This is a genomic window from Palleronia pelagia (assembly GCF_900110115.1).
In the GTDB taxonomy this organism is placed as follows: domain Bacteria; phylum Pseudomonadota; class Alphaproteobacteria; order Rhodobacterales; family Rhodobacteraceae; genus Palleronia; species Palleronia pelagia.
The window spans coordinates 102,531-128,735 of sequence record NZ_FOCM01000004.1 but is presented as its reverse complement, the minus strand read 5'-3'; the positions used below and the strand labels follow the sequence as shown (position 1 = coordinate 128,735).

24 protein-coding genes are annotated in these 26,205 nt (G+C 68.6%); 11 read left to right on the top strand and 13 right to left on the bottom strand.

Annotation, left to right across the window (positions count from 1 at the left end):
• Positions 1–32: 32 nt before the first annotated feature.
• The 5 genes from BMX96_RS10025 to BMX96_RS10005 form a co-directional block, all read right to left on the bottom strand.
• Positions 33–884, bottom strand: coding sequence for a hypothetical protein (locus tag BMX96_RS10025; protein WP_091845370.1), 852 nt, complete (start codon positions 882–884; stop codon positions 33–35).
• A 156-nt stretch (positions 885–1,040) separates the two neighbouring features.
• Positions 1,041–1,925 (bottom strand): hypothetical protein, encoded by an 885-nt coding sequence (locus BMX96_RS10020; protein ID WP_091845369.1) that lies wholly within the window; start codon positions 1,923–1,925, stop codon positions 1,041–1,043.
• Between the two features lie 2 nt (positions 1,926–1,927).
• Positions 1,928–2,623, bottom strand: a complete 696-nt coding sequence (locus BMX96_RS10015; protein ID WP_091845368.1) for an FkbM family methyltransferase — start codon at positions 2,621–2,623, stop codon at positions 1,928–1,930.
• On the bottom strand, positions 2,616–3,326 hold the full coding sequence (locus tag BMX96_RS10010; RefSeq protein WP_091845367.1) for a class I SAM-dependent methyltransferase: 711 nt from the start codon (positions 3,324–3,326) through the stop codon (positions 2,616–2,618). Before BMX96_RS10010 ends, BMX96_RS10015 begins: the two co-directional genes overlap by 8 nt.
• A gap of 4 nt (positions 3,327–3,330) precedes the next feature.
• Positions 3,331–4,143: a hypothetical protein gene (locus BMX96_RS10005; RefSeq protein ID WP_073128207.1), complete on the bottom strand. Its 813-nt coding sequence runs from the start codon at positions 4,141–4,143 to the stop codon at positions 3,331–3,333.
• A 210-nt stretch (positions 4,144–4,353) separates the two neighbouring features.
• On the opposite strand from BMX96_RS10005, the gene BMX96_RS10000 reads away from it, so the two are divergent.
• The 8 genes from BMX96_RS10000 (at position 4,354) to BMX96_RS09965 (ending at position 14,855) form a co-directional block, all read left to right on the top strand.
• Positions 4,354–6,213, top strand: a complete 1,860-nt coding sequence (locus BMX96_RS10000) for a glycosyltransferase family 2 protein (RefSeq protein WP_236737024.1) — start codon at positions 4,354–4,356, stop codon at positions 6,211–6,213.
• Positions 6,210–7,088 carry a hypothetical protein gene (locus BMX96_RS09995; protein WP_091845366.1) on the top strand — a complete coding sequence of 293 codons (879 nt, stop codon included), beginning with the start codon at positions 6,210–6,212 and terminating at the stop codon, positions 7,086–7,088. The genes BMX96_RS10000 and BMX96_RS09995 overlap by 4 nt, the downstream gene beginning before the upstream one ends.
• Complete coding sequence (locus tag BMX96_RS09990) at positions 7,081–8,130, top strand: glycosyltransferase family 2 protein (RefSeq protein ID WP_091845365.1); 1,050 nt, start codon at positions 7,081–7,083, stop codon at positions 8,128–8,130. Before BMX96_RS09995 ends, BMX96_RS09990 begins: the two co-directional genes overlap by 8 nt.
• 95 nt (positions 8,131–8,225) lie before the next feature.
• Positions 8,226–9,137 (top strand): AAA family ATPase, encoded by a 912-nt coding sequence (locus tag BMX96_RS09985; RefSeq protein WP_091845364.1) that lies wholly within the window; start codon positions 8,226–8,228, stop codon positions 9,135–9,137.
• A 137-nt stretch (positions 9,138–9,274) separates the two neighbouring features.
• The gene (locus tag BMX96_RS09980) at positions 9,275–10,537 is read left to right on the top strand and encodes a vWA domain-containing protein (RefSeq protein WP_091845363.1); all 1,263 of its coding nucleotides are present in this window, start codon (positions 9,275–9,277) and stop codon (positions 10,535–10,537) included.
• A 65-nt stretch (positions 10,538–10,602) separates the two neighbouring features.
• A complete protein-coding gene (locus BMX96_RS09975) occupies positions 10,603–12,621 on the top strand; it encodes an OmpA family protein (RefSeq protein WP_091845362.1) in 2,019 nt (672 codons plus the stop codon).
• A 273-nt stretch (positions 12,622–12,894) separates the two neighbouring features.
• Positions 12,895–13,869: an XdhC family protein gene (locus BMX96_RS09970; RefSeq protein ID WP_091845361.1), complete on the top strand. Its 975-nt coding sequence runs from the start codon at positions 12,895–12,897 to the stop codon at positions 13,867–13,869.
• Entirely contained in the window at positions 13,869–14,855 is a 987-nt protein-coding gene (locus BMX96_RS09965; protein WP_091845360.1) for a molybdopterin-binding protein, read from the top strand. Before BMX96_RS09970 ends, BMX96_RS09965 begins: the two co-directional genes overlap by 1 nt.
• Before the next feature lie 12 nt (positions 14,856–14,867).
• Here the strand turns inward: BMX96_RS09965 and BMX96_RS09960 are convergent, their stop codons facing one another.
• Together BMX96_RS09960 and infC are read right to left on the bottom strand one after the other, a co-directional pair.
• Positions 14,868–15,974, bottom strand: a complete 1,107-nt coding sequence (locus BMX96_RS09960; RefSeq protein ID WP_091845359.1) for an endonuclease/exonuclease/phosphatase family protein — start codon at positions 15,972–15,974, stop codon at positions 14,868–14,870.
• A gap of 80 nt (positions 15,975–16,054) precedes the next feature.
• Positions 16,055–16,648, bottom strand: coding sequence for a translation initiation factor IF-3 (gene infC, locus BMX96_RS09955; protein WP_073128198.1), 594 nt, complete (start codon positions 16,646–16,648; stop codon positions 16,055–16,057).
• Between the two features lie 119 nt (positions 16,649–16,767).
• Between infC and BMX96_RS09950 the strand changes: the two genes are divergently transcribed.
• Complete coding sequence (locus BMX96_RS09950) at positions 16,768–17,934, top strand: hypothetical protein (protein ID WP_139210036.1); 1,167 nt, start codon at positions 16,768–16,770, stop codon at positions 17,932–17,934.
• A gap of 86 nt (positions 17,935–18,020) precedes the next feature.
• Here BMX96_RS09950 and BMX96_RS09945 read toward each other — a convergent pair whose 3' ends face one another.
• From BMX96_RS09945 to cysG, 6 genes are all read right to left on the bottom strand, one after another.
• Positions 18,021–18,857 carry a ferredoxin--NADP reductase gene (locus BMX96_RS09945; RefSeq protein WP_407944663.1) on the bottom strand — a complete coding sequence of 279 codons (837 nt, stop codon included), beginning with the start codon at positions 18,855–18,857 and terminating at the stop codon, positions 18,021–18,023.
• A gap of 73 nt (positions 18,858–18,930) precedes the next feature.
• A complete protein-coding gene (locus BMX96_RS09940) occupies positions 18,931–19,302 on the bottom strand; it encodes a DUF934 domain-containing protein (RefSeq protein WP_091845356.1) in 372 nt (123 codons plus the stop codon).
• A 64-nt stretch (positions 19,303–19,366) separates the two neighbouring features.
• Positions 19,367–20,098, bottom strand: a complete 732-nt coding sequence (locus BMX96_RS09935; protein ID WP_091845355.1) for a phosphoadenylyl-sulfate reductase — start codon at positions 20,096–20,098, stop codon at positions 19,367–19,369.
• Positions 20,088–21,755, bottom strand: a complete 1,668-nt coding sequence (locus BMX96_RS09930) for a nitrite/sulfite reductase (protein WP_091845354.1) — start codon at positions 21,753–21,755, stop codon at positions 20,088–20,090. The genes BMX96_RS09935 and BMX96_RS09930 overlap by 11 nt, the downstream gene beginning before the upstream one ends.
• A 60-nt stretch (positions 21,756–21,815) precedes the next feature.
• Positions 21,816–22,121 carry a DUF2849 domain-containing protein gene (locus BMX96_RS09925; RefSeq protein ID WP_073128192.1) on the bottom strand — a complete coding sequence of 102 codons (306 nt, stop codon included), beginning with the start codon at positions 22,119–22,121 and terminating at the stop codon, positions 21,816–21,818.
• Positions 22,118–23,542 (bottom strand): siroheme synthase CysG, encoded by a 1,425-nt coding sequence (gene cysG / locus BMX96_RS09920; RefSeq protein WP_091845353.1) that lies wholly within the window; start codon positions 23,540–23,542, stop codon positions 22,118–22,120. The genes BMX96_RS09925 and cysG overlap by 4 nt, the downstream gene beginning before the upstream one ends.
• Positions 23,543–23,682: 140 nt before the next feature.
• Between cysG and BMX96_RS09915 the strand changes: the two genes are divergently transcribed.
• Both BMX96_RS09915 and BMX96_RS09910 read left to right on the top strand, forming a co-directional pair.
• Complete coding sequence (locus BMX96_RS09915) at positions 23,683–24,144, top strand: Lrp/AsnC family transcriptional regulator (RefSeq protein WP_091845352.1); 462 nt, start codon at positions 23,683–23,685, stop codon at positions 24,142–24,144.
• Positions 24,145–24,523: 379 nt separating this feature from the next.
• The gene (locus tag BMX96_RS09910; protein ID WP_091845351.1) at positions 24,524–26,140 is read left to right on the top strand and encodes a peptide ABC transporter substrate-binding protein; all 1,617 of its coding nucleotides are present in this window, start codon (positions 24,524–24,526) and stop codon (positions 26,138–26,140) included.
• The last annotated feature ends 65 nt before the right edge of the window (positions 26,141–26,205 follow it).

Sequence of the window (26,205 nt, the reverse complement as noted above, 5' to 3'; positions counted from 1 at the left end):
GGCGCGCGACGGCGCCAGATGGGCGCGGGGGCTCAGGCGCGCGGTTCGGGGATCCGGACGCCGGCCTCGGTCAGTTCCTGCGCCAGCTTCTCGTATTCCTGGAGATAGCGGCGGCGCCCCAGCTTGGTGCCGATGTGGCGCAGGGTCATCGCGCGCAGGACCGCGCGGTCGGACTGGATCAGCCGGGCGTTCAGCCGCCGCAGGTAGGGGCCGCGGGTGCGGCGGGCGCGCAGGATGCGGAAGAAGGACAGGCGGCTCAGCTGCCGGTCCATGGCATCCTCGAGCAGGGTTTCCATCACGTCGAGGCGGTTGAGATCGGTCACCACGCCGGTGCTTTCGCCGAATCGCATGGGCATCAGGTCCGCGCCGCGTTCGGAAATGGCGCGCGCGGTCGTGGCGCTGTCGTCGTCCATGGGGTCGTAGATGACCTGCACCCGTTCGGCGGCCGCGAGGGTCGCCGCGCTGGGCGGGAAACGTTCGGTATCGGTCAGCGGGCCGCGCGGCGCGAGAATCAGCACCCGCGCCATGGGCGCGCAGACCGAGTATCCCAGCGCGACACCGGCCAGTTCGCCCGTGCCGAGGACCAGCACCCGGTCGAATTCATCAATCAGCGTGCCGTCGGCCATGGCGTCGAAGAATCCCACGACCTCGTCCCGCATCAGCGCGTCGGCCGAGGGCGATGTGACGTTCAGCACCGACCATTCGAGCTCGTCGATCACGTGGTCGAAGGGCGCGGTGTCGCCGAAGCAGATGAGCAGGTCCGGCCCCGCGCGCCGTAGCGCCACGTGGACATCGGCGCAGAGAGAGTAGGAGAAATCCTGCGCCTCGTCCGGGTCAGGGCTGTCGAAGTCGTCAAAGACGACCGGATCGGTGACCGAGTTCATGTCGAATGCCTTTCGCCGCCGCCTTGGGTGCCAAGCGCCTCGTGATAGTAGTCCTGACGGAGGAAACGTTCAACAATTTGGCCAATTTGCCGCGAGTGTCGGGCGGGGTTGGAAGATTCCGGCGCAATTGCGGCCGGTATGCAGGCCGACATCCGCTCAGCCCTTGATCTTCTCGGGGGCCTCGGTCAGCCGGCGCACGAAGCTGACGCCCGTGTGCTCACCCAGCAGCCCGCGTGCGAACTTGTGCAGTCCAAGCTCCTTGAGGATGCCGGTCTTGCGGTAGTGGATGGTGAAGATCTCGCGGTCCTCGGGCAGCGGTTCGCCCCGGATCCGGCCGCCCAGGATGTAATGCTGCTCTTCGGGCAGGATGTTCCAGTCGAGCCCGGCGCGCCGGATCGCGGGCGGCAGGCTCATCTGGTCGAGATAGGGGCGCCGGTTCTCGAGATGGGTGAGCCGGTCGAGCCGCCGCGCGGTGTCGTACCAGACATCCGGAAATCGCTCGCCCGACGACGGACTCTCGGGAAAGCTCACCAGCCCGGCCGAGAAATAGGGGATGACCGGGCCCACGGGCCGGCGCATGTACTCGATCCGCTCGTCGGGGATCGGCATGTCCAGCGCGCCGTAGATCGTGTCCCAGATGTCCTGCTCGGCCCAGACCATCGAGGCCGCGACCGAGCACGAGACGTGGCCCGGCTTCAGGATGTTCTCGGGCGTGTTGTCGCGCAGGAAGAGCACGTCACTGTCGACGAAGGCGGAATATTCGCTGTCGCGCGGCTGCATCGCGGCGATGATCTTGTTGCCGTGGGGGTAGGGTTCGTCCCACATGCCCTCGGTCACCATGGGCCGGATCTCCGCCCCCATGATCTCGTGCGCCTTGAAGATCGCCGGATGCAGCTCGTCCATCCGGTGCGCGGGGCAATAGCCGATGGCCGCCACCTCGGGGCCGAAGAAGCTGCGGATCGAGGCCAGGAGCGTGCAGGCCAGCGTCTGGTACTCGGGCGGCTCGACGATATAGGCGAAGGTCAGCTTGGGGCGTGTCATCCTCAGATCCAGTCGAGGTTCAGACGGCGGCGGGGATAGGCGTCGGCCGCGGCGTCGCGCAGCGCGCGGAACCGCGGGCGCAGGGCCTTGAACTTGTTCTCGTGCGTTTCGGCGACCAGCGTCTGGACGGGGTCGAGCGACTTGCGCGCCACGATATCCTCGAGGATGTCCAGCTCTGCGCCCTCGATATCCATCTTGCAGAACGCGATGCGCCCGCCGCCCCGTGTCAGGCGGGCGACCTCGTCGGCGAAGGACAGCAGCGGCACCTCGACCGATGCCTCGGCGTCGATGGAGCGGCCGCCGCCGACGATGGTGGCCTTGACCGATGCGCCCTCGGGGTTGTCGTCGAAGTTCTCGGCCCGCATCAGCCGCACGGTGCCGCTGGTCGCGCCGACGGCGGCATTGACCAGCTCGACATTGTCGGTCCCGGCGAAGCGGTCACGCAGCTGGCCGAAGGTCCAGGGATCGGGCTCGTAGGCCACGACATGCGCGCCGGTCTCGGCAAGCGGCGCGGTGACCTCGCCCAGGTTGGCGCCCAGGTCCATGACGATGTCGCCGGGCCGCAGCACCGCGCAGACCCCGGCAAGAAAGCCCCGCGCCTCGGCCGCGCGCATGTTGCGCTCCTGCTTGCGGATCATCTTCTCCGCGCGCAGCTCGGCGCGCGACTTCTCGGGCTGGGCGGCCTTCGTGTCAGACATGGGCGACCTCGACGTAGTGGCCCTGCACCGGGGGCGCATACGGCGGGGCGGTCAGCGGCTTGCGCGCGGCGTACAGCAGCATCTGCGGACCTTCGAAGAACATCTCGCCCCCGCGCCGGCGCCCCGTGGGGTCGGGGATGGAGACGATCTTGCGCGGCGTGCGGCGTCCCACCACGCTGACCTCGAGCATCTCGCATCCGCGGGTGTGATGCCAATAGCGCCACGGCACGTCCGGCCCGGTCTGGAAGAAGCCGTGTCCGAACCAGCCGTCGCAGGCGATGTAGGCCAGCATCAGTCCGCCCGGCTTCAGCATGGCATAGCAATTGTCGATGGCCTGTCCGATGTTGAACACGTGCTCGGTCGTGCCGCCGTCGATGACCAGGTCGAACCGTTCCTGCAGATCGTCGGGCAGGGGGCGGTTCAGGTCATGGACGTGCTCGGCCCCTTCGGAATCGGTGAAGTCCAGCGCCTCCAACCGGGGATAGCCGATGGCGTCCAGCAGCCGCTCGGTGAACCCGTCTTCCTGGCGCAGGTCCTGGGGCGCGACGTCGTATCCACTGGCCTGCGCCAGTTTCACGAACCGGTCCAGCGCGCCTGGCTTCATGTGCAGCTTCTGCCGCCCCAAAATCACGCCGCTTTTCGCGTCTTTCACGTGGGCCGCATGGCGCAGCAGAAAGGCGGCCGGGATCAGGCTGATACCCATGGCCCTATTCCAGCGCCTGCTTCGGGTCGATCCCCACTTGCTGGCACATCCGCCAGGCGTAGGAATTTTCCAGCGGCGGGTTCTTGCGCCACCAGGGCTTGGTCCCGTTGGTGTAAAGATGGACCGACAACGTGTTGTCGGTGAACCAGCCTTCGACCCGCCCGTGGGGGTCGTAGAAGATGTCGTTCAGCTGGAACGGCACCGGGTAGAGCACATCGGGCGTCATCGCCTTGTCGTAGTCGCCCGTCTGCTGGGCGAAGTAGGTGAAGGCCTGCGGTCCGAACGCCGTGCGCTCGGCCTTGTAGATCTTCTCGGAATGCGGAACGTCGTCCTTCTGGCGGTCCAGCTTCTTGCGCTGATTCTTGTTGAACCAGGGCGGGTAGTCCGGGAGGTTGTCGTAGTAGTCCAGCAGCATGTCGATCAGCTCGCCCTCGCGCGGGATCTTCACCACGCCGCAGTTCAGCGCGCCGCGCATGCCGTGCCCGGCGAAGATATTGTCCATCTCGTCGGGGAAGGGGCGGTGGCAGAAGGCGTCGCAGTCGATCCAGATCGCGTCGTCCTTCTTGATCATCTTGTAGCGGAAGACGTTGGACCAGAACGAGGCCGAGGTGCCCTGCACCAGCTCCAGGTCGATGGCCATCACGTCGTTCGCATCGCGCACCTCGACACCCTCGGGGACGTTCTCGACCTTGTGGGTGGTATAGAGAATGGTCTGGTGGCCCTGCTGCACGTGGCTCGCCAGGCAAAGCTGGTTGAGGTATTGCAGCCGTTCGCCGATCCAGAGGGATGCGACCGGGCGCCGTTGCGGGGATGACATCTGTCCTGCTCCTTGCTGCACGCGCGATTGCGCGCGGGGCTTTATGATGATCGGGTTTCGCAGACGCTTAGGACGGGAATGCGGCAAGATTGCGGAAAACGGCACGATCCCATCGGATTTGTCTCATTTGTGCCGGATCGTGACCAGTAGCCTTAAAATCGCCGCATGGCCGTGTCACGATATCCGGCGATGAGCGTGGAAGGGGGCAATATGCCAGTCGTTGAAACGACCGATGGGGCCGTGAAGGCGGAAGCCCCGGCCATGCCCGTGCCGAATACGTCTCGCCACGGGCGCGTCACCGCCGTGTCGATGATGAAGGACGAGGGGCCCTATCTTCTGGAATGGGTGGCCCATCATATCGCCGTCGGGTTCACCGACCTGGTCGTCTACACCAACGATTGCACGGACGGCACCGACACCATGCTGATCCGGCTGGACGAGCTTGGGCTGGTCCACCACCGCCGCAACGACATTCCCAAGGGGCTGAAGCCGCAGCCCTCGGCCATCAAGTATGCCCAGGACGAGCCGGTCGTGATGGAGAGCGACTGGGTGCTGGTCTTCGACGCGGACGAGTTCCTGTGCATCAAGCACGGCGACGGCAGCCTCGACGGGATGATCGACAGCATCAAGGACGCGGGCGCCAACGGCATGGTCATCACCTGGCGGATCTTCGGGTCGGGCGGGGTGCAGCACTGGTCGCGCGATTTCGTGACCGAGCAGTACCTGATGGCCGCGCCACCCATGTGGAACAAGGGCTGGGGCGTGAAGACCCTGTTCCAGTTCGAACCCGAGCACTGGAAGCTGGGCATCCACCGCCCGAAGATGAAGAACAAGACGCTCGACACCGACTATCCCCATTCGGTGAAGTGGCTGAACGGCTCGGGCCGCGAGATGGAAGAGTATTTCAAGTTCCGCGGCTGGCGGTCCATCGTGCGCACCATCGGCTACGACTGGGCGCAGATGAACCACTATGCCGTGAAATCCGTCGACAGCTACGCGATCCGCAAGTTCCGCGGCAACGTCAACAACAAGGCCAACAAGTACAACCACGAGTACTGGGCGCTGCAGGACCGCAACGAGGTGCGCGACGACGCCATGCTGCGCTACTCGGACCGGCGGCGCGAAATCTTCGAGGGGCTGCTGACGGACCCGATGCTGAACAGCCTGCACCACGCCGCGTTGGAGCGGGTCGAGACGCGCCTGGCCGCGTTCAAGGGCGGCCCCGAATACGAGGCCTTCGTGGCCGAGCTGAACGCCGCCTCGCAGATCCCCATCACCCAGGTCGAGGCCAAGCCGCCGAAGGAACGGGACCCCGAGGCCATCGCCGCCAAGATGAAGGACATGGAAAAGCGCGCGGCCATCAAGCGCAGCGACGAGAAGGCGAAAGAGCCGCTGGACCGCATGATCCTGCCGGTGGACACCTACGTGCGCGACATCCCCGACATGACCGCCGATCCGCCGATGGAATGGGTCCGCAACCACTCGGTCGAGCTGCCTTGCGATCCGCGGCTGTTCACCCCGCCGGGCCTGATCCAGATCACCGAGGGCAAGTTCGAGCGGAACCTGGCGCGCAACGTTCCGAAAATGCTGCCCGAATTCGCCCATTACCTCGAGATCGGCGCGACCTCGGGTTTCATCGGCAGCCACCTGGCCAACGAACGCCCCGACATGCGGATCACGCTGCAACAGGGCAGCGCCGATCTGCGCGCCTTCATCAACCGGCTGTGGGCGCGAAACGGGTTGACCGAGAACGAACGTCTGCGGCTGGTGGCGGACGACATCGCGGAAGACGGCGCGGCATTGGCGGCGCTGATGTCCGAGACGCAGGTGGACTTCCTCGCGCTGGGCGATCCGCGCCTGACGCCCGAGCTGTTGCGCGCGGCCCTTTCGGGGCTGGACCTGACCCCGCGCTTCGTCGCGCTGACCGGCCGGCTCTGGGTCGAGGCGTTCACGGCGCTGAAACCGTGGGAGGCCGTGCTGAAGGCGCTGGGCTATACCCGCCGCCTGCCGGTGGATCCCGCCGTGGCCGCGGCCTACGACCGCCCCGAACCGTTGGAGCCCGCGCCATGAGCGAACGCGTCACGGCCTTCTTCGTCATCGACGGGCCCGACATGGCGGCGCAGGGGCTGCTCCTGGCCTCGTCCCTGCGCGCGCGGGTGGTCCACGACCTCGACATCGTCGCCTACGCGCCCGAGCCCGGAAATGGCGCCATCCCCGATGACCTGCGCGCGGCCTACGACCGGCTGGGCGCCCGGGTCGAGACCATCGCCATCCCCGCCGACACCTGGAAGAAGCCCTTTCCCCACGGCAACAAGATCTTCGCCTGTCTCGCCCCGCGTGACGGTGACACGGGCGTGTTCTTCGATACCGACATGCTGATCGGCGGCGACCTGGACCTGCGCGGCCTTGCCCCCGAGGGCGGCATCGCGGCGGTGCCCGAGGGCAAGCCCACATGGGGCAAGACCAACGAGCGCTGGCCGCGCGCCTACGCCCATTTCGGCATGGAGGTCCCGACCGAGCGCGTACGCCTGACGCGCGGTCGCCGGATCGAGTTCTATCCCTATTACAACGCCGGGTTCCTGGCGTTTCGCGAAGGCGCGCCGCCCGCTTTCGCGCGCCGCTGGTTCGACACCGCCCGCGATATCGACTGGAACCTGGCCATCGCGCAGAAACGCCCGTGGCTCGACCAGATCGCGCTGCCCCTCACCTGCGCGCGGTTCGGGATCCCGGTCGCCGTGCTGGACGAACGCTACAACTACTCGATCTCGGATCGCGCGTTCGAGCCCAACGACGCTGCCGTGATCCACTATCACCGCTTCGCCCACAACCACGGCTGGCCCTTTTTCGCGCCCGCCTTCGACCAGCTTGTGACGGACCTCGGCGGTCGGCTGCCCCACAACGCCGCGTCCTTGCGCGAAGGGTTGGAGCAGCCCGCCCATGGCTGAGGCGCCGCGCATCCTCGTCATCACCACCATGCGCGACGAGGGGCCGAACATCCTGCACTGGCTGGCCCATTGCCGTGGGGCCGGGGTGACGGATTTCCTCGTCTTCACCAACGACTGCGCCGACGGCAGCGACGCGCTGCTCGACCTTCTACAGGGCGGCGGGGTACTGACGCATGTCCGCAACCGTGTCCCCGAGGGCAAGCGCCCCCAATGGGCCGCGCTGCGCGCCGCGCGCGACCATCCCCTGACCGCGCAGGCCGACTGGATCGCCGTCCTGGACTGCGACGAATACCTCAACCTGCGCGCGCCGCACGACACGCTGCAGGACATGCTGGCAGGCCTCGACGCCGACGCGGTCGCGCTGCCCTGGCGGCTGTTCGGGCATGCCGGCCACGCCACCCGGCCCGAGACGCCGCCGACCGAGGCCTTCACTCGCGCCATCCCCGACGATGCGCTTTACCCGGCGCTGTCGCGCTTCATCAAGACGCTCTACCGCCGCCGCGGGCCGTTCAAGGGCCCGGGCGTGCACCGCCCGAAGCAGGAGGATGGCGCCACGCCGCGCTGGGTCGACGGGTCGGGCCGGCCGCTGCCCGAGGGCGTCGCGCGCAACCAGGGCCAGATCATGCTCTGGGGGCCGCCCATCGCCCATGACCTCGTGCAACTGAACCACTATTCGGTCCGCTCGGCCGAAGAGTTCTTGGCCAAGGCGCGGCGCGGGCTGCCCAACCACACCGACAAGCCCGTGGACCTGACCTACTGGGTGGAGCGGAACTTCAACACGGTGCGCGAAGACAGCATCGCCCGCATGGCCCCGCGCACGGCGGTCGAGCTTGCGCGGCTGCGCGACCTACCCGGCGTCGCCGCGGCCGGCGACGCTTGCCGGCACTGGCACGCCGAGGCCTTCCGCCTCGCGCTGGCCGATCCCGACGCGGTCAAGCTCTACGGCCGGCTGCTTCTGGCCGCGGGCAGCCGTCCGCCGCCCCCGGGGCTGGCCCAGAAGCTCGTCGCGCTCTACCAGAACGCCCAGGCGCCGCGCGGCTGATCCGCCCGCGGGGGCGATCCATGCCACCTTAGCCTTGCTTGACCCTCCGCGCCGCGGGTGCAGTTCTAGGCGTGTCCCAGAAGGAAGGTGTCCGCATGTCCGAAATTCCCGCGTCGATCGATGCCGTGCAGGACGCGCTGGCGGGGCAGGATTACGTCTGCGGCCGCGCGCTTGCCACGGTGGCGTTCCTGTCGATGAAGCTGGGCCGCCCGCTCTTCCTGGAAGGCGAGGCCGGCACCGGCAAGACCGAGATCGCCAAGGCCATCGCCGCCGCGCTGGGCCGCAAGCTCATTCGTCTGCAGTGTTACGAGGGGCTCGACGCCGCCTCGGCCGTCTACGAATGGAACTTCGCCGAGCAGATGATCGCGATCCGCACCGCCGAGGCCACGGGTGGGGCCGACCGGGACGCACTGAAGACCGAGCTCTTCACCGAGGACTACCTGATCTCGCGCCCGCTGCTCGACGCCATGCGCCCGCAACCGGGCGGTGCGCCGGTCCTGCTCATCGACGAGATCGACCGCACGGATGCCCCGTTCGAGGCCTTCCTGCTCGAAGCGCTCAGCGATTTCGCCGTCACCATCCCCGAGCTCGGCACCATCCGCGCGCCCGAGCCGCCCATCGTCATCCTCACGTCCAACCGCACGCGCGAGGTGCACGATGCGCTGAAGCGGCGCTGCCTCTACCACTGGGTCGACTACCCCGATTTCGACCGCGAGATCGAGATCCTGCACGCCCGCGCGCCCGAGGCCGCCGAGAACCTCAGCCGCGAGGTCGTCGCCTTCGTGCAGGCCCTGCGCAGCGAGGACCTGTTCAAGAAACCGGGCGTGGCCGAAACGATCGACTGGGCGAAATGCCTGCTGGCGCTCGACATGATCGAGCTCAGCCCGCAGGTCATCGCCGACACGCTGGGCGCAATCCTGAAGTACCAGGACGACATTCAGAAACTGCAGGGCGCCGAGGCCACGCAGCTGCTCGACAAGGTCCGCGCCGAGTTGAACGCCGCCTGATGCCCTGCCGCGCCCTCGACCCCGCCCGTCCCCGCCATCGGGGCACCGCGCCCGCGCGCGCATCATCACTGGTCGTGAAATACTTCGGGGGGGCCCGCAGGGCGGGGGGGGGGCGCCCCCCTTATCATGGATCATCCATGGTAGAGCTCGCCGAACTCGAACTGCCCGAGAACCCCAAGCTCGCGCAGAACATCACCTGGTTCGCGCGGGCGCTCAGGAAGGCCGGTCTGCCCATCGGGCCGGGCCGCACCATGGACGCGATCCGCGCGGTCGAAGCGGCAGGTTTCACCGACCGGCGTGATTTCTATTACACGCTGCAGGCCTGCTTCGTCACCAAGCCCGACCAGCGCGACACGTTCGACCAGATCTTCCGGCTCTACTGGCGCGACCCGCGCTACATGGAGCAGATGATGAGCTGGCTGCTGCCCTCGGTGCGCGGCACGCAGGAAGACCGCACGGCGAAGCCGGCCGAGAAACGGGCGGCCGAAGCCATGCTCGACGGGGCCGAGGCCGACGACGTGCCCCAGCCCGACGAGGACGAGCAGGAAACCCTGATCGAGATCGATGCCTCGCGCACCGTGTCCGACGAGGAACGGCTGCGCACGCTGGACTTCGAACAGATGTCCACCGCCGAAATGGCGCGGGCAAAGCGCATGATCGCGCGCCTCACCCTGCCGGTGCAGCCCGTGAAATCACGCCGCACCATCGCGGCGCCGAACGGCGCGCGCCCCGACTGGCCCGCCACCATGCGCGCGGCCATGCGCAAGGGCGGTGACGTCACCCGCTTCGCCACCCGCGACCAGCGCATCCGCTGGCCCAACCTCGTGGCGATCTGCGACATCTCGGGGTCCATGTCCCACTATTCCCGTGCCGTGCTTCATTTCCTGCACGCGGTGGCGAACGAGAAGGGCGCGGGCTGGGCGCAGGTCCACGCCTTCACCTTCGGCACGCGGCTGACCAACATCACCCGCCACCTGCGTCAGCGCGACGTGGATGCCGCCCTGGCCGCCGCCGGGGCCGAAGCGCAGGACTGGGAAGGCGGCACGCGGATCGGCGAATGCCTCCGGACCTTCAACCGCGACTGGTCGCGCCGGGTGATGGGGCAGGGGGCGATCGTGCTCCTGATCACCGACGGGCTCGACCGGGGGGATCCCGCGCAGCTCGAGGCGGCGATGCGGCGGCTGCACCTGACGGCGCGCAAGGTGATCTGGCTGAACCCGCTGCTGCGCTTCGACGGCTTCGCACCGCGCGCCAGGGGCATCGCCGCGATGATGCCGCACGTGGACAGCTTCCGCGCGGGCCACGACATCGCCTCGCTCGAAGGGTTGGCCGCCGCCCTGGCCCGGCGCGACGATGTGGGCGAAAAGGCGCGCATGATGGCGGCCCTATCGGAGGCGTGATGCAACTTGTCGCATGGGGATGACGTTACTGGGGGCAACGAATGAGTTCGTACCAGGAGGATCCCATGCGTAAGACGCTCAACACCACCACGGCGCTCGTCGCGTCGCTTCACCTCGCCTTCCCGCACGCCGCGTTCGCGCAACAGGACGACGCAACCGCCGCGCAGATCCGTGAGGTCTGCGCCGAGATCGGGGCCGAGGATTGCGCCGAGACGCTGGGGATCAGCGTCGAAGAGGTCCAGGCCGTGCTGGATGCGGACGCCGAGGGACAGGGGGCCGAAGGCGCCGCGAACGCCAATGCCGAAGGTCAGGGCGCAGCGAACGGCAACGCCGGGGGACAGTCGGCGCAGGGCAATGCGAATGCCAGTGCCCAAGGACAGGCGCAAGCCGCCGAAGGCTCGGCCGCTGCGGACGCCGCCGAGGCCGAGGCCGTCGCCGAACAGCAGGCCCAGGCCGAAGCCGCCGCCGCGGAAGAAGCGCAGGCCGCCGAGGAAGCCGCTGCCGCCGAAGCAGAGGCCGCCGAGGAAGCGCAGGCCCAGGCCGAAGCCGCCGCCGCGGAAGAAGCGCAGGCCGCCGAGGAAGCCGCCGCCGCCGAAGCCGAGGCCGCCGCCGAACAGCAGGCCCAGGCCGAAGCCGCCGCCGCGGAAGAAGCGCAGGCCGCCGAGGAGGCCGCCGCCGCCGAAGCCGAGGCCGCCGCCGAGCAGGAGGCCCAGGCCGAAGCCGCCGCCGCGGAAGAAGCGCAGGCCGCCGAGGAGGCCGCCGCCGCCGAATCCGAGGCCGAAGCTACCGCTGCCGCCGAAGCCGAGGCCGAAGCAGAAACCGCCGAGAACGCGCCCTCCGCCGATGACGAAGCCGCTCGCGTGGCCGAAGGGCTGGCCGGTGATGCCGAGACGGATGCTGAGACCGAAGCGCAGGCCGAAGTGGAAGCCGAGGCCGAAGCGGAGTCCGAGACCGCAGAGGTCGAAAACCCCGAAATGGCCCCCGAAAACCAGATGACCGACAGCGAGCGCGCGGCCCTCGAAGGCGGTGGTGCGGCCGAGGTCGCGGCCACCGACGATGACGCGGCGCCGGCCGAGGAAATCGCCAACCAGACCGTGACCGACGAGACCGCCCGTTCCTCCACCGAGGATTTCGACAGCGCCATCGATCGTGACGCGGCCGCTGCCGAAGGAGAAGCCCAGGTTGCGGTCGAGGAAGATGACGACGGGCTCAGCACCCTGCAGAAGGCCCTGATCGCGGGCGCCGGTGTGCTGGCCGTCGGTGCGCTTCTGAACAACAACCGCCAGGTCGTTGCCTCGTCGCAGGACCGCGTCGTGGTCGAGGGCCAGGACGGCGGGCTCGAGTTGATCAAGGACGACACGGCGATCCTGCAGCGTCCCGGCACCGACGTGTCGACCGAGCGTTTCGACGACGGCTCGACCCGGACGACCGTCACGCGCGAGGATGGCACCCGCATCGTCACCATCCGCGATTCGGACCTGCGCGTCCTGCGCCGCACCCGGATCGATCCGGACGGCACCCGGACCGTGCTGCTGGATGACACCGCCGAGGTGCAGGCCGTGGACGTGAGCCGTCTGCAGCAGCCCGCGACCGAGACCACGGGGATGACCGAGGACGACCTGCGCCGCGCGCTGGCCAACGAGGGGGCGTTCGATCGCGGCTATTCGCTCTCGCAGGTCCGCAATATCGCGGAAGTGCGCAACCAGGTGCCCGCGATCTCGCTGGACAACATCACGTTCGAGACCGGATCGGCCGCGATCCAGCCCGAGCAGGCCGACGAGCTGACCGCGCTGGGCCGCTTCATCCGCGAACGGATTGAGGAGAACCCGCGCGAGATCTTCATGGTCGAGGGGCACACCGATGCGGTGGGCAACGCCGCCTACAACCTGGCGCTGTCTGACCGCCGCGCGGAATCGGTGGCGCTGGCGCTGACCGAGTATTTCGACGTGCCGCCCGAGAACCTGGTGGTGCAGGGCTATGGCGAGCGGTTCCTGAAGGTCCCGACGCTGGAGGCCGAGCGCGCCAACCGCCGCGCCACCCTGCGCCGGATCACGCCGCTGCTGCAGGTCGCGCGGGCGAACTGAGCTCGCGCGTCGCCCTTGGGGTCGCCGAGCCTTTCCACGGGCTTCGGCGACGTCCGGGGACAGCGTAATGAGAGTGGACGCGCACCGGCCAAGCGGTGCGCGTCCTTTTTCCTGTGGGATCGCGTCCTTCCGGAATGATGAGGGGATTGGGCGCTCCGCCCGCCGTCTCGACCGGCGCAACCTTGCGACCAAAGCCGCGGCCCGCGGGGCACCGCGCCGGTTTCACCCGCTGTCGCTCCCCGCTAGGATCGGCGCGATTTGCAGGAGCATCCCATGACCGCCGACCACGACGACATTCCGGCCATCGCCCTTCGCTGGGTCGACGCGGGCCGCGGCGCGGCGCTTGCCACCGTGATCGAGACCTGGGGCTCGGCGCCGCGCCCGGTGGGCAGCCAGCTGGCCATTTCGGGCGATGGCGAGATCGCGGGATCGGTCTCGGGCGGCTGCGTCGAGGGCGCCGTGGTGGTCGAGGCGATGGAGGCGGTCGGGGACGGCGGATCGCGCCTGATGGAATTCGGGGTCAGCGATGACGAGGCCTTCGCGGTGGGCCTGGCCTGCGGCGGGCGCATCCGCGTCATGGTCGAGCCGGTCCGCGACGCCGACCTGCCGCGCGACCTGCTGGCCGATCTGGTCGCCGCCCGCGCGGCGCGGCGACAGGTCGCCTACACCGTCGATACCGACAGCTGGACGCGCGGGATCGAGCACCCCCCGACGCACGCGGATCGGTTCCGGCTGGACCGCTCGGGCTTCGAGGAGGGCGGCGCGCGCTTCATCGCCATCCACAACCCGCCCCTGCGCATGGTCGTGGTGGGGGGCGTTCATATCGCCCAGCCGCTGATGCAGATGGCGCGGCTGTCCGGGTTCGACGCCGTTCTGGTCGACCCGCGCGAAAGCTTCGCCTCGGCCGCGCGGTTCCCGGGCGAGACGCTGATCCACGACTGGCCCGATGCGGCGCTGGCCGCGCACGGGCTCGACCCGCGCACGGCCGTGGTGACCCTGACGCACGACCCCAAGCTCGACGATCCCGCCATCCTTGTGGCCCTGCGCTCGCCGGTCTTCTACCTGGGCTGCCTCGGGTCGACCCGGACCCACGCCAAGCGCGTCGCGCGGCTGGAAGAGCAGGGCTTCGGGCCCGACGACATCGCGCGCATCCATGCGCCGGTGGGCCTCGATATCGGTGCCCGCAGCCCGGCCGAGATCGCCGTCGCCGTCATGGCCGAAATCATTCAGCGCCTGCGTCGCGGCTGATGGAGTTCGGCCCCGTTCCCCTGTCGCAGGCCGCCGGCGCGATCCTTGCGCACTCGCATCCCTTGCAGAAGGGCCGGCTGCGCAAGGGGCATCGCCTGGACGATGGTGACCTCGCGGCGTTGCGCGAGATGGGGGCGACCGAGGTGATCGTCGCGCGTCCCGGCGACGATGACATGGGCGAGGACACGGCGGCGCGCGCGCTGGCCGAGGCACTGGTGCCCGATCCCGAGGGCGCATATCTGCGGCTGGGCCGGGCCGCGACGGGACGCGTGAACATACACGCCACGGCGGCGGGGGTGCTGGAGCTGGACCGCGCGGCGCTGGACGCGCTGAACGCGCTGGACCCCGCGGTCACCATCGCCACCCTGCCGCCCTTCGCGCGGGTCACGCCCGGCCAGATGGTGGCGACCGTGAAGATCATCACCTACGCGGTCCCCGCCGCGCTGGTCACCCGGGGGGCCGCGCTGGCCCGGGCGGCGCTGCGAGCGCGGCCGGTGACCGTCGCGGACGCCGCGCTGATCATCACCGACATGGGGCAGGGGCCGGGCAAGGGCGAGTCCGCCATCGCCATGCGCCTGCAACGGCTGGGCATCGATCTGTCGTCGGTCGAAGTGGTGGCCCACGCGCCGGATGCCATCGCCCGAGCGTTGGGCGCCTCCGCTGCCGATCTTCTGCTGCTCCTGACGGCCTCGGCCACGTCCGACGCGCGCGACGTCGGGCCGCTGGGCCTGGAAAAGGCGGGGGGACGGCTGCTGCGCTTCGGCATGCCGGTCGATCCCGGCAACCTGTTGTTCCTGGGCGACCTGTCGGGCCGCCCGGTCATCGGGCTTCCGGGCTGCGCGCGCTCGCCGGCGTTGAACGGGGCCGACTGGGTGCTCGAGCGGGTGGCCTGTGGCTGTCCGCCCGACGACGCGGATTTCGCCGCGATGGGCGTGGGCGGCCTGCTGAAGGAGCCGCCGTCGCGCCCGCACCCGCGGGGCGGCTGAGCGCGGCGCGCCTCAGTTCTCGTCAGGAAAGCCCGGTTTCGGCAGGTTGGGGTCCTTCAGGTCCGCGCGATACTCGGCCGCGATGCGGTCGAGCTCCTCGATCTCGTCGGGGTTCAGCGGCGCGGGCGGGTTGTTCGCCGCGCGTGCCTTGTCCTCGTCCAGGTCGATGCGCGCGATCAGCGGGAAATGGTCGGACCCGATATTGGGTCCGCGCGCGAAGCTGGCCACCGCGATGTCGGGTGTCGCGTAGAACTGGTCGATGGGGACGCGCACCAGTCGCGACTGGGCGTCGAAGCTGGCGATCAGGCCACGGCCCACGCGCGGGTCGACATAGCCGCCGACACGCTTGAACCGCCGCGAGGTGTCGGACCACGCCGCGTCGTTGAAATCGCCCACGGCGATCAGCGGCAGCCCGGTCTTGCGGGCGAAACGGGCCGAATAGATGATCTCGGCGTCCCGGTCGCGGGTGGTGTTGCCGGGCACCGGCGGACGCGGATGCAGGCCGACGAAGCGGAAGGTGTGGCCGTCCTGCGTTTCCAACTCGGCGAAAAGGGTCGGCGTGTCGTCGTGGCTGAGATAGACGAACCGCGCCTCGTTCACCTTCAGACGCGTGGCGAAGATCGCGCCGTAGTAGTTGTCGCGCAGCTCAGTCACGACAGTGGGATATGCCGACAGCTTCGGCTCGAGGCTGTCGTACCAGGTCTGGTCGGTTTCCATCAGGAAGACGATATCGGCATCGACCGTATCGATCAGGTCGTTGACCGCGTCGTAGCGGTCATTCGGCATCTCGACATTGGCGGATAGCAGGACAAGCTGCGAGCCCGAGGGCGCGACGTCGACCAGCTCCATCTCCTTCGGGTAGAGCGGCGTGTAGGGCAGGATGCGCACCGCCTGGTAGACGCAGGCGGCCAGGACCAGGCCCAGCAACACGAGCTTGCCGGGAAAGCTCGTCAGCAAACCGATGACAAGGATCGCGACCCCCAGGATGAGCAGCTGGACCCGGGGGAAGTCCCAGCCACGCACCCACCACGCGTGCGAGGGGACCAGCGGCAGAAGCGTCCCGATGACGACCAGTGCCGCTCCCAGGATGATCACGGTGACCATGACGGTATTGAGCATCGAGGGTCCCCGGCGGGTCTTGGTCACGAATTGGGCGGCCCCGGGGCCGCCCGCGTTGGCTCAGGTTCGGCGTGAGCCGGTCACTTGGTCGGGCCGATCATCATGACCATCTGCCGGCCTTCCATCTTGGGGAAGTTCTCGACCTTGCCGATTTCCTTGGTGTCGTCGGCCACCCGTTCCAGCAGCTCGCGGCCCAGGTTCTGGTGCGCCATCTCGCGGCCGCGGAACCGCAGCGTGACCTTCACCTTGTCGCCGGCTTCCAGAAACTTGACGACGTTTCGCATCTTGACGTCGTAGTCATGCGTATCGGTGTTGGGGCGGAATTTCACCTCCTTCACCTCGATCGTCTTCTGCTTCTTGCGGGCCTCGGACTCGCGCTTCTGCTGTTCGTACTTGAACTTGCCGAAGTCCATGATCTTGCAGACCGGCGGCTTGGCGTTGGGCGAGATCTCGACCAGGTCCAGCCCGGCCTCCTCGGCAAGCTCCATGGCACGATCAGGGCTGACCACGCCCACGTTTTCACCGTCGGCGCCGATCAGGCGGATTTCCGGCGCTCGGATGCGGCCGTTGACACGGGGGCCGGTGTCGCGTGTGGGCGGCGCGTTGTGAGGTCTGCGGGCGATGGGGGTATCCTTTCGGTCATGATTTACGGAAGTGGAAAGTAGCCGCGCCAAGACGGGCTTTCAAGGCGTGTTCGCGCCGATCCCGCAACGTGCGGGCGCTTTTCAACACCTCTGGGGGCGCTATCTAAGCGACAACTGAACATACAAGACGAATGGAGGTTGCCACGATGATGCGCACCACATCCCTCATCGCGCTCCTGGCCGCCGGCATGCTTGTCGCCGCCTGCCAGGAAGAGGACGACACCAGCACGACGGTCGAGACCGAGACCGAGCAGGCCGCCGAGGCGGTGGAAGAGGCCGGCGCCGAGACCGCGGATGCCGCCGATGCCGCCGCGGACGCGGCCGCTGAAGAGGCCGAGGATGCCACGGACGCGCTGGCCGAGCAGCTGGACCAGGCGGCAGACGACGCCGCGGCGGCGGTCGATGGCGCCATGACCGCGGCCTCCGACGCGGTGGACGACGCCCTGAACCTGACCGAACAGACCGCCGATACCGCGGCGGACGAGGTCGCGAACGAGGTCGACGAGGTGATGGAAGGCGCCGAGGCGGCGGGCGAGGTCGCCGAGGCGACGGCCGAGGACGCGGCGATCGAGGCCGCCCAGTCCGCGGAGGCCGCAGGCGACATGGCGGAAGACGCCGCCGAGACCACCGAAGAGACCGTCGAGGACGGCGCGAACGCGGCGGCCGACGCGGCCGAGGCGACCGGCGAAGCGGTCGAGTCCGGCGCCGAAGCCGCCGCCGAGGCGACCGGGGAGGCCGCCGATGAAGCCGCGGCCGAGACCGCCGAGGCGGCGCAGGCGACCGAAGAGGTCGTCGAGGAGGGTGTCGAGGAGACCGCGGACGCCGCCAGGGATGTCGCGACCGAAACGGCCGAGGCCGCGCAAGCTACCGAAGAGGCCGCCGAAGACGCCGCGCCCGACGTCGACACCGCGGTGGACGGCGTCGCCGCCGAGGTCGAGGAAGAAACCAGCGATATCGGCGACGCATCGCAGGATGCCACCTCGGCCGCCGTCGAGGCCATCGAGGACGGCGAGTCGCCGACCACCGCCGCGCAGGACGAGACCGTCGAGGCCGCGACCGACGAAGGCGTGGTCGGCGCCACGGCCGAGGGCGAGACCACGCTCGACACCATCCTCACCGTGGACGAGTTCGATCTCGACCGCGCGCTGGCCGGTATCGAGAACTCCGACCTTGGGGCCTTGCAGCAGCGTACGCTGACCGAGGCGCTGCGCGCCGCGGAAGGATCGCCCGACACGCTGCGCGACGTGCTCGAACGTGTTCGCGAGGCGCTGGAGCTTCCCGCGCTGGACGACGGGACCGACGCCACGACCGAGTGACTGGGCCGAACCGCCGCCAAAGACAAAAGGCCGCTGCATTGCGCAGCGGCCTTTTTCATTCCGTGATCCGGCGCGGGCCGGTCGTGTCAGCCGACGAAGGCCTTCTCCACCACGAACTCCGCGGGCGCGCTGTTGGCGCCCTCGCGCAGGCCATAGCGCTCGAAGATGGCCTTCAGGTCGGTGTTCAGCCCGATCGACCCGCAGACCATGGCGCGGTCGGTCTCGGGGCTCAGGCCGTGCGGCAGGCCCAGGTCGTCGAACAGCGTGCCGTTGTCGATCAGGTCGGTGATCCGCCCCATCTTCGGGCTCTCTTCCCGGGTGGTCGTGGGGTAATAGCGCAGCTTCGACGTGCCGCCATCGGTCAGTTCGGCCAGCATCTCGTCCGACTTGACCTGCTCGACCAGCCGGCGGCCGTATTCCAGCTCGGCCACGTCGCGGCAGGTATGGGTCAGGATCACCTCGTCGTAGTCGCTGTAGGTCTGCGGCTCGCGGATGAGGCTGGCGAAGGGCGCGATCCCGGTGCCGGTGGAGAAGAACCACAGCCGCTTGCCCGGCAACAGCGCGTCATGGACGAGCGTGCCCACGGGCTTGGGGCGCAGGATGATCTGCTCGCCCGGCTGGATATGCTGCAACCGGCTGGTCAGCGGTCCGTCCTGAACCTTGATCGAGTAGAATTCCAGTTCGTCGTCCCAGGCGGGCGAGGCGATGGAATAGGCCCGCAGCAGCGGCTTGCCGTCATCCTTCAACAGCCCGATCATCACGAACTCGCCCGAGCGGAAGCGCAGGGACGCGGGGCGCGTGACCTTGAAGGAAAACAGCCGGTCGGTCCAATGGGTCACGTCGGTCACGGTCTGCGCGTCGGGCAGGGCGCGGGTGGCGCTGGCCGCGTCGGTGCGGGCGGGGCTGGGCGTCATGTCATTCATCGCTGGTTTCCGGACCGCGGTGATCGGTCCGGCCTCTCGTTATCGGGAATTTCGGGTGGGGGAAAGGCGGCGCTCAGCCGCGCAGGCGCGACTGGTAGTCATGGGCACGCCAGTCGGCGCGGGCCAGCCACTGGTCCTCGGGCTGGCGCGCGGCCAGCGCCTCGTCGATCTCGACCTCGTCGAAGCCCGACCGGCGCGCCATGGCGTACTGGTCGGCGATCACGTGGCCCCGCGCGCGCAGGCGCCCGGCATAGCCCATGCGCCGCAGCATCGCGGCCAGGGTGAAGCCACGCCCGTCCGAGAAGCTGGGGAAGTCCACGCGGACCAGTTCGGCACCCAGCGCGGCCTCGAGCTCGGCGGGCGCGGTGTCCGACGGCAGGTCCAGCGCCGCGTCGCCCGTCCATGTGTCCGGGCCGAAGCCCGCGTCTGTCACGATCACGCTCATCGTTTCATCCTCTCGTGAAGACGTCCGTCTTCATCTTTCCAAAAATACCTGGACTCGCGGCGGTTCAGCCCCGCACGGCGCGGCCGTTCTCGAAGTGGATGCCGCACTCGACCTTGTCGAGGCCGCGCCAGCGGCCCGCGCGCTCGTCCTCGCCGGGCTTCACCCGCGAGGTGCAGGGGGCGCAGCCGATCGAGGCGAAGCCGTCGCGCGTCAGCGGGTGGCGCGGCAGGCGGTTGTTCAGCATGTAGTCCTGCACGTCCGCCTTGTCCCAGTGGGCCAGCGGGTTGACCTTGATCCGCCCGTCGGCATCCGCCTCGAAGAACTCCATCGCGGTGCGCGCGCCGCCCTGGAACCGCTTGCGCCCGGTGATCCAGGCGTCGAAGCCCTTCAGCGCGCGTTCCAGCGGCTCGGTCTTGCGCAGGGTGCAGCAAGCGTCGGGGTCCGAGCGGTGCAGCACGCCGTCACTGTCGCGGGTCAGGACCTGCGCCCGGTCGGGCCGCACGCGGCGGACATCGGTCAGCTCCAGCCGTGCGGCCACGTCGCGCTGGTAGTCCAGCGTCTCGGGGAACAGCATCTCGGTGTCGAGGAAGATCACCGGCACGCTGCGGTCGATGCGGCTGAGCATGTGCAGAAGCACCACCGACTCGGCCCCGAAGCTCGAAACCAGGGCGCTGGCCCCGACCTGCGGATCGGTGAGCGCGTGGCGCAGAACCGCCACGGCGCCGTGATGCGCGTAGCGCGCGTTCAGCTCGGCGGCCCGTTCGGCCGCGGGGGCGAGGGGAGATTCAAGCGGCACGTGCGGCCTCCTTCTCGGGGTACAGCGCGGATTTGAACGGGCCCATGCCCACGCGGCGATAGGCCTGGATGAAGGTCTCGGACGGGTCCTCGCGCAGGTCGAGATAGCAGTCGATCAGCCGCTCGACCGCCGGAACGATCTGGTCGTAGGCGAAGCCGGGGCCGGTGCGCGTGCCGATGGCCGCGTCCTCGGTCCCGTCGCCGCCCAGCGTTATCTGGTAGTTCTCGACCCCCGCGCGATCGAGACCCAGGATGCCGATATGGCCTACGTGGTGGTGGCCGCAGGCGTTGATGCAGCCCGAGATCTTGATCTTCAGCGGGCCCACGTCGCGCTCGACCTTCAGCGCGTCCAGGCGCGTGGCGATGTCCTGGGCGACGGGGATTGACCGGGCGGTGGCCAGGGCGCAGTAATCCATGCCGGGGCAGGCGATGATGTCGGACGCGAGGCCGATATTGGCGGTGGCCAGGCCCGCTTCCCTCAGCGTGGCGTGGATCGTAGGCAGGTCGGCACGCGCCACGTGGGGCAGGATGACGTTCTGCTCGTGGCTGATGCGCAGCTCGTCGTGGCCGAAGCCCTCGGCCAGCGCGGCCATGACTTCCATCTGTTCGGACGTCGCGTCGCCGGGCGTGGCGCCATGGGCCTTGAGCGAGATCGACACGATGGCGTGGTCGTCGCGGCGATGCGCGGTCACGTTGGTGTCCACCCACGAGCGGAACACCGGGTCCGAGTCGTAGGCAGCCGTGAAGCCGTCCGTCGGGCGGTCGTCCAGGTCGGGCAGCGAGAACTGCTTGCGGATCGCGGCCAGCATCTGCTGATCCACGCCCGAGAAGTTCGGGCGGATCTGGGCGAAGCGCTCCTCGACCAGGCGCGAGATCTCCTCGACCCCGTGCTCGTGCACGGTGATCTTGATGCGGGCCTTGTACTTGTTGTCGCGGCGGCCCAGCAGGTTCCAGACCGACACGATGGCCTCGGAGTAGGGCAGCAGGTCTTCCTCGGGCAGGAAGTCGCGCAGGACCTTGCCGATCATCGGCGTGCGGCCAAGACCGCCACCCACGAAGACGCGGAAGCCGCGCGCGCCGTCACGCTCGACGATCTGCAGGCCGATGTCGTGGGCGCGGATCACGGCGCGGTCGGCCTCGGCCCCGGTGACGGCGACCTTGAACTTGCGCGGCAGGAACTGGAACTCGGGGTGGTCGGTGGACCACTGCCGCAGCAGCTCGGCATAGGGGCGCGGATCGGCGATCTCGTCGCCCGCGGCCCCGGCGAAATGGTCGGCGGTCACGTTGCGGATGGTGTTGCCGCTGGTCTGGATGGCGTGCATCTCCACGTCCGCCAGCGCGTCCAGCATATCGGGCACGTCGGCCAGCTTGGGCCAGTTGAACTGGATGTTCTGGCGCGTGGTGAAGTGGCCATAGCCCTTGTCCCAGCGTTTGGCGATCATCGCCAGCTGCCGCATCTGACGGCCGTTCAGCGTGCCATAGGGGATCGCCACCCGCAGCATGTAGGCGTGCAGCTGCAGGTACAGCCCGTTCATCAGGCGCAGCGGCTTGAATTCATCCTCGGTCAGCGACCCGTCGATGCGGCGTTCGACCTGGCCGCGGAACTGCGCCACGCGTTCGCGGACGAAGGCGGCGTCGAAATCGGAATAGTGATACATCATCGGCTCCTGTCATGCCCGGTGGCGGGCAGGATGTTCGAAAAGGTCAAGCACGCGGGATCAGAGATCCGCCTCGGCCTGCTTGCCATGGTCATAGTTCGAGGGACCGCGCGTGCGAAACGCCTCGCGGAAATGGGTCGGCTGCGGACCTTTCGGCGTCGGCTCGGCATCGGCGAGGTATGCGCCCACCGCGATATGCGGCTGCGCCTGCGCGTGCAGTAGCCGCAGGTCGGCATGGGCCACGTCCTCGAGGATTTCGGCGCGGGACATGTCGCGGGTCCAGCTGTCGTCCTCGCACAGCCAGATGGCGTCGCCCTCCATCAGGTGATTGGCGGTGACGACCTTGGGGGTGAAACGGCGGCTCATAGCATGGCCTCCTTCGCGGTTGCATCGGGTGCGGACAGGGTGACGTCGGTCTGCGACAGGGCCGTGACGGCGGCGCGCGGCGCGAGGCCCAGCATCACCACGGCGGGGCCGGTCAGCCCGGCCTCGGACAGGTCCGGCTCGAGCCGCGACAGCGTGCTGGGCAGCACGCGCATGGTCGGACGCCCGGCGTTCTCGACCACGGTGACCGGCGTGGCCGGGTCGGCCCCGTGCATCATCAGCCGGCCCTGCATGAACCGCGCGGCGCGCTTGCCCATGTAGATCGCCGCGACCGCGCCGGGGCGGGCCAGCGCGGCCCAATCGTGATCGGCGAAGCCCTTCATGTCGTGGCCGGTCAGGAACCGCACATCGGCGTTGCGGCCGCGCCGCGTCAGGCTTTGACCGAGGCCCGCGACCGCGGCCGAGGCGGCGGTGATGCCCGGCACGATGGTATAGGCGATACCGGCGGCCTCGACGGCCTCGAGCTCCTCGTCCAGTCGGCCGAAGACGGTGGGATCGCCCGACTTCAGGCGGACGACCTGCGCACCTTCCAGCCCGTGACGCACGATCAGGTCGTTGATGTCGTCTTGGCTGGTGGACGGGCCGAAGCCGGTCTTGCCCACGTCGAGGATCATCGCCTCGCGGCGCGCGAGTTCCAGGATCTCGGGCGTGACCAGCCTGTCGTGGATCACCACGTCGGCCTCGTGCAGGGCGCGGCGGGCCTTCATGGTCAGAAGGTCCGGATCGCCGGGGCCTGCGCCCACGAAGTGCACGTGGCCGTCGCGGGCCTGGACGCCGAGGTGATGACCCAGAAGGTCGTCCAGCCCGGCGCGAACGGCGTCTTCGCCGCCCGCGATGTCGCGGGGGCCGCTGCGGTTGTAATAGTCGGACCAGAAGTCGCGGCGCGGCCGACCGAAGGGCAGGCGGTCGGCCATCTTGCGGAATTCCTTGCCGATGCGCGCCAGCGTGCCCAGGGCGGCGGGCAGGCGTTCTTCCAGGTCGCGCTTGATCTGGCGGGCCAGCACGGGCGCCGCACCCTCGGTGCCGATGGCCACCGTGACCGGGTCGCGGTCGACGATGGCGGGCGTGATGAAGGTGCTGTCGTGCAGGTTGTCGACGATGTTCACCAGCGCGCCCTCGGCATGGGCGATGGCGGCGGTGCGCGCATCCTCGTCCGCATCTTCGGAGGCCGCGTAGAACAGCTTGGCGCAGATCGCGTCGCCGGGCGCCATGGCGCGACGGTGCAGGACCAGCTTGCCTTGCGCGGCCCAGGTCTCGATCTCGGGGGCAGGGTCTTCGGCCAGCACCGTGATCCGCGCCTCGGTCTTCATCAGCAGCCGCAGCTTGGCCAGCGCGGCGTCGCCACCGCCGGCCAGGAGGATGCGGCGGCCCTCGACGGCCAGGAAGATCGGAAAGTGCTTCATCGCGGAATCCGTTTGGTTGCTTGCCCTGACAGATAGAACATTTTCCCCCTTCCCGGCAGGGTCCCGGCCGAGTTAAGGAACGTTTGTTCCGCATGGCGCCGCCCGCGGAACGGTGTTTCGCTTGGGAAGGTAGGTTTGGAATGAACGTTCAACTGGATGCGCTGGACCGGAAAATCCTGCGCGCGGTGCAGCGCGACGCCGGGCAGTCCCTGGACGACATCGCCAAGACGGTGGGCTCGTCGAAGACGCCCGTCTGGAACCGGATGCGCAAGCTGCGCGAGGCCGGGGTCATCGGCCAGCAGACCGTGCTGCTGGACCCCGAGAAGCTGGGACTGGAAGCGTGCTTCTTCGTGCTGATCCGCACGTCGGAGCACGACGCCGAGTGGCAGAATCGCTTCCTCGAAACTCTGCGCGCCCGTCCCGAGGTGCTCGAGGCGCACCGGCTGGCGGGCGATATCGACTACATCCTGAAGGTGCGCGTGGCCAACGCGCGGGCCTATGACAGTTTCTACCAGGCGCTGATCGCGCAGGTGAAGATCCACAACGTCACCGCGTTGCTGTCGATGGAAGAACTGAAGAGCACGACCGAGCTGCCGGTCTGAGTCGGACCCACCCCGTCGGAGTGCGGCGCCCGCGTTGGTAGCTGCCCGCGTGTTGTGCATTCTGGGAACGCCGCGGACCGTTTTCTTCAAGAAAACGTCAGAAAGACGCTGTCCGCGGCGGACCAGACCATGCGCAATGGATGCGCCGGGCCGCGCAGCTTTTCGGATCGAATATTATCGACTGCTGCACGACTTGCGCCATCTTCTGCAAAGCGGATGGCAAAGCCCGGTTTCTGCAACCCCGGGTTGACCGGGCGTCAAGCGGGCGGGATGCTGCCGGTGGCGGTTGCGTGCATCGGCTGTAACTGGCTTTCTACCCGCCATCGAAATGGAACGGTGCCGCCAAATCGGCCCGGAACCACGCAGGGAGATCCAAATCATGAACAGATCCACAGTCCTCTCCATGGCGAGCGCCACCGCCATGCTCGCCGCCGGTGCGGTCCAGGCCGCCGACGTGCCCGACGGCGTGACGCTGGCCGACAGCCAGACCTTTTCCTATCGCGAGCTCGACCAGTTCGCCTCGATCGACCCGCAGCTGATCGAAGGGGTGCCGGGCAGCCACGCCGCGCGCCAGCTGTTCGAAGGGCTGATGAACCAGGACGAGAACGGTGACCTCGTGCCTGGCGTCGCCACCGGGTTCGAGGTGAACGACGACAACACCGTCTACACCTTTACCCTGCGCGACAACGCCCGCTGGTCCAACGGCGAGCCGGTGACGGCCGGCGATTTCGTCTACGCCTGGCGCCGCGCCGCCGACCCGGCCACCGCGTCCAGCTATGCCTGGTTCGTCGAGCTGTCGGGCATCGTCAACGCGGCCGAGATCATCGCCGGCGAGATGGAGCCCGACGCGCTGGGCGTCGAGGCGGTGGACGCCACCACCCTGCGCGTCACGCTGACCGGGCCCAAGCCGTATTTCCCGCTGATGACGACCCACACGACGCTGTTCCCCACGCCGCAGGCCACCATCGAAGAGCACGGCGACAACTGGCTCGACCCCGAGAACATCGTCTCGAACGGCGCCTACACCCTGAGCGAGGTCCGCCTGAACGAGTTCTGGTTGGCCACCAAGAACCCCGAGTACTGGGACGCCGAGAACACCGTGATCGAGGAAGTGACCTCCTACGTCATCAACGACACCAGCCAGGCCCTGACCCGGTGGGAAGCGGACGAGTTCGACCTGCTGGAGCCCGTGCCGGCCGGAACCTTCCCGCGCCTGCAGGAAGAATACCCCGATGCCGCGCACTCAACGCCGCGGCTCTGTTCGTACTATTACACGCTGAACCAGGGTGAGGGCGGCCCCGAGGCCCTGAAGGACGCCCGCGTGCGTCGCGCGCTTGGCCTGGCCATCGATCGCGAGATCATCACCGACCGCATCCTGCAGGGCGGCCAGACGCCGGCCTTCTCGTTCACGCCCGACGCGACCTCGGGCTTCTCGGCCCCGGAAATCGAGTATGCTGGCTGGACCCAGGCCGAGCGTGACGAGGAGGCCAAGCGCCTTTGGGACGAGGCGGGATACACCGACGTGAATCTCGACCTGCTCTACAACACCGACGAGTCGCACCGCCAGATCGCCACGGTCATCAGCCAGATGTGGAGCCAGAAGCTGGGGGTCGAGACGACGCTCGAGAACCAGGAATGGTCGACCTACCTGGAAACCCGGCGGGCCGGTGGCTTCGACGTAGCCCGCGCGGCCTGGTGCGGCGACTACAACGAGGCGTCGACCTTCCTCGACCTGCTGACCACGGGTGTGCCCCAGAACTCGGGCAAGTTCTCGAACGAGGAATACGACAACCTGATCGCATCCGCGACGACGGCCGAGAACCCGCAGGAGGCCTATACCGCCGCCGAGCAGGTGCTGGCGCAGGAAATGCCGATCATCCCGATCTACCACTACGCCAACTCGTTCCTGCTGGACCCGACGCTGAAGGGCTTCCCCATGAACAACGTTGAAAACAACTGGTACGTGAAGGACTTCTACCGCGTGGCGGAAGACTGATCCTTTCCTGACACCGGCGCGGGCGGCCCCCGCCCGCGCCATCTGACCGACAAGGCACAGCCCCC

What these genes read in the sequence shown, in the direction of transcription:
- BMX96_RS10025 (WP_091845370.1), bottom strand. Translation starts at nt 884, where the DNA reads ATGAACTCGGTCACCGATCCGGTCGTCTTTGACGACTTCGACAGCCCT.
- BMX96_RS09945 (WP_407944663.1), bottom strand. Translation starts at nt 18,857, where the DNA reads ATGAATGACATGACGCCCAGCCCCGCCCGCACCGACGCGGCCAGCGCC.
- BMX96_RS09940 (WP_091845356.1), bottom strand. Translation starts at nt 19,302, where the DNA reads ATGAGCGTGATCGTGACAGACGCGGGCTTCGGCCCGGACACATGGACG.
- BMX96_RS09925 (WP_073128192.1), bottom strand. Translation starts at nt 22,121, where the DNA reads ATGAGCCGCCGTTTCACCCCCAAGGTCGTCACCGCCAATCACCTGATG.
- BMX96_RS09915 (WP_091845352.1), top strand. Translation starts at nt 23,683, where the DNA reads ATGAACGTTCAACTGGATGCGCTGGACCGGAAAATCCTGCGCGCGGTG.
- BMX96_RS09950 (WP_139210036.1), top strand. Translation starts at nt 16,768, where the DNA reads ATGCGCACCACATCCCTCATCGCGCTCCTGGCCGCCGGCATGCTTGTC.
- BMX96_RS09990 (WP_091845365.1), top strand. Translation starts at nt 7,081, where the DNA reads ATGGCTGAGGCGCCGCGCATCCTCGTCATCACCACCATGCGCGACGAG.
- BMX96_RS10005 (WP_073128207.1), bottom strand. Translation starts at nt 4,143, where the DNA reads ATGTCATCCCCGCAACGGCGCCCGGTCGCATCCCTCTGGATCGGCGAA.
- cysG (WP_091845353.1), bottom strand. Translation starts at nt 23,542, where the DNA reads ATGAAGCACTTTCCGATCTTCCTGGCCGTCGAGGGCCGCCGCATCCTC.
- BMX96_RS09970 (WP_091845361.1), top strand. Translation starts at nt 12,895, where the DNA reads ATGACCGCCGACCACGACGACATTCCGGCCATCGCCCTTCGCTGGGTC.
- BMX96_RS10010 (WP_091845367.1), bottom strand. Translation starts at nt 3,326, where the DNA reads ATGGGTATCAGCCTGATCCCGGCCGCCTTTCTGCTGCGCCATGCGGCC.
- BMX96_RS09985 (WP_091845364.1), top strand. Translation starts at nt 8,226, where the DNA reads ATGTCCGAAATTCCCGCGTCGATCGATGCCGTGCAGGACGCGCTGGCG.
- BMX96_RS09995 (WP_091845366.1), top strand. Translation starts at nt 6,210, where the DNA reads ATGAGCGAACGCGTCACGGCCTTCTTCGTCATCGACGGGCCCGACATG.
- BMX96_RS09930 (WP_091845354.1), bottom strand. Translation starts at nt 21,755, where the DNA reads ATGTATCACTATTCCGATTTCGACGCCGCCTTCGTCCGCGAACGCGTG.
- BMX96_RS09965 (WP_091845360.1), top strand. Translation starts at nt 13,869, where the DNA reads ATGGAGTTCGGCCCCGTTCCCCTGTCGCAGGCCGCCGGCGCGATCCTT.
- BMX96_RS09960 (WP_091845359.1), bottom strand. Translation starts at nt 15,974, where the DNA reads ATGCTCAATACCGTCATGGTCACCGTGATCATCCTGGGAGCGGCACTG.
- BMX96_RS09980 (WP_091845363.1), top strand. Translation starts at nt 9,275, where the DNA reads ATGGTAGAGCTCGCCGAACTCGAACTGCCCGAGAACCCCAAGCTCGCG.
- BMX96_RS10020 (WP_091845369.1), bottom strand. Translation starts at nt 1,925, where the DNA reads ATGACACGCCCCAAGCTGACCTTCGCCTATATCGTCGAGCCGCCCGAG.
- BMX96_RS09910 (WP_091845351.1), top strand. Translation starts at nt 24,524, where the DNA reads ATGAACAGATCCACAGTCCTCTCCATGGCGAGCGCCACCGCCATGCTC.
- BMX96_RS10015 (WP_091845368.1), bottom strand. Translation starts at nt 2,623, where the DNA reads ATGTCTGACACGAAGGCCGCCCAGCCCGAGAAGTCGCGCGCCGAGCTG.
- BMX96_RS10000 (WP_236737024.1), top strand. Translation starts at nt 4,354, where the DNA reads ATGCCAGTCGTTGAAACGACCGATGGGGCCGTGAAGGCGGAAGCCCCG.
- BMX96_RS09975 (WP_091845362.1), top strand. Translation starts at nt 10,603, where the DNA reads ATGCGTAAGACGCTCAACACCACCACGGCGCTCGTCGCGTCGCTTCAC.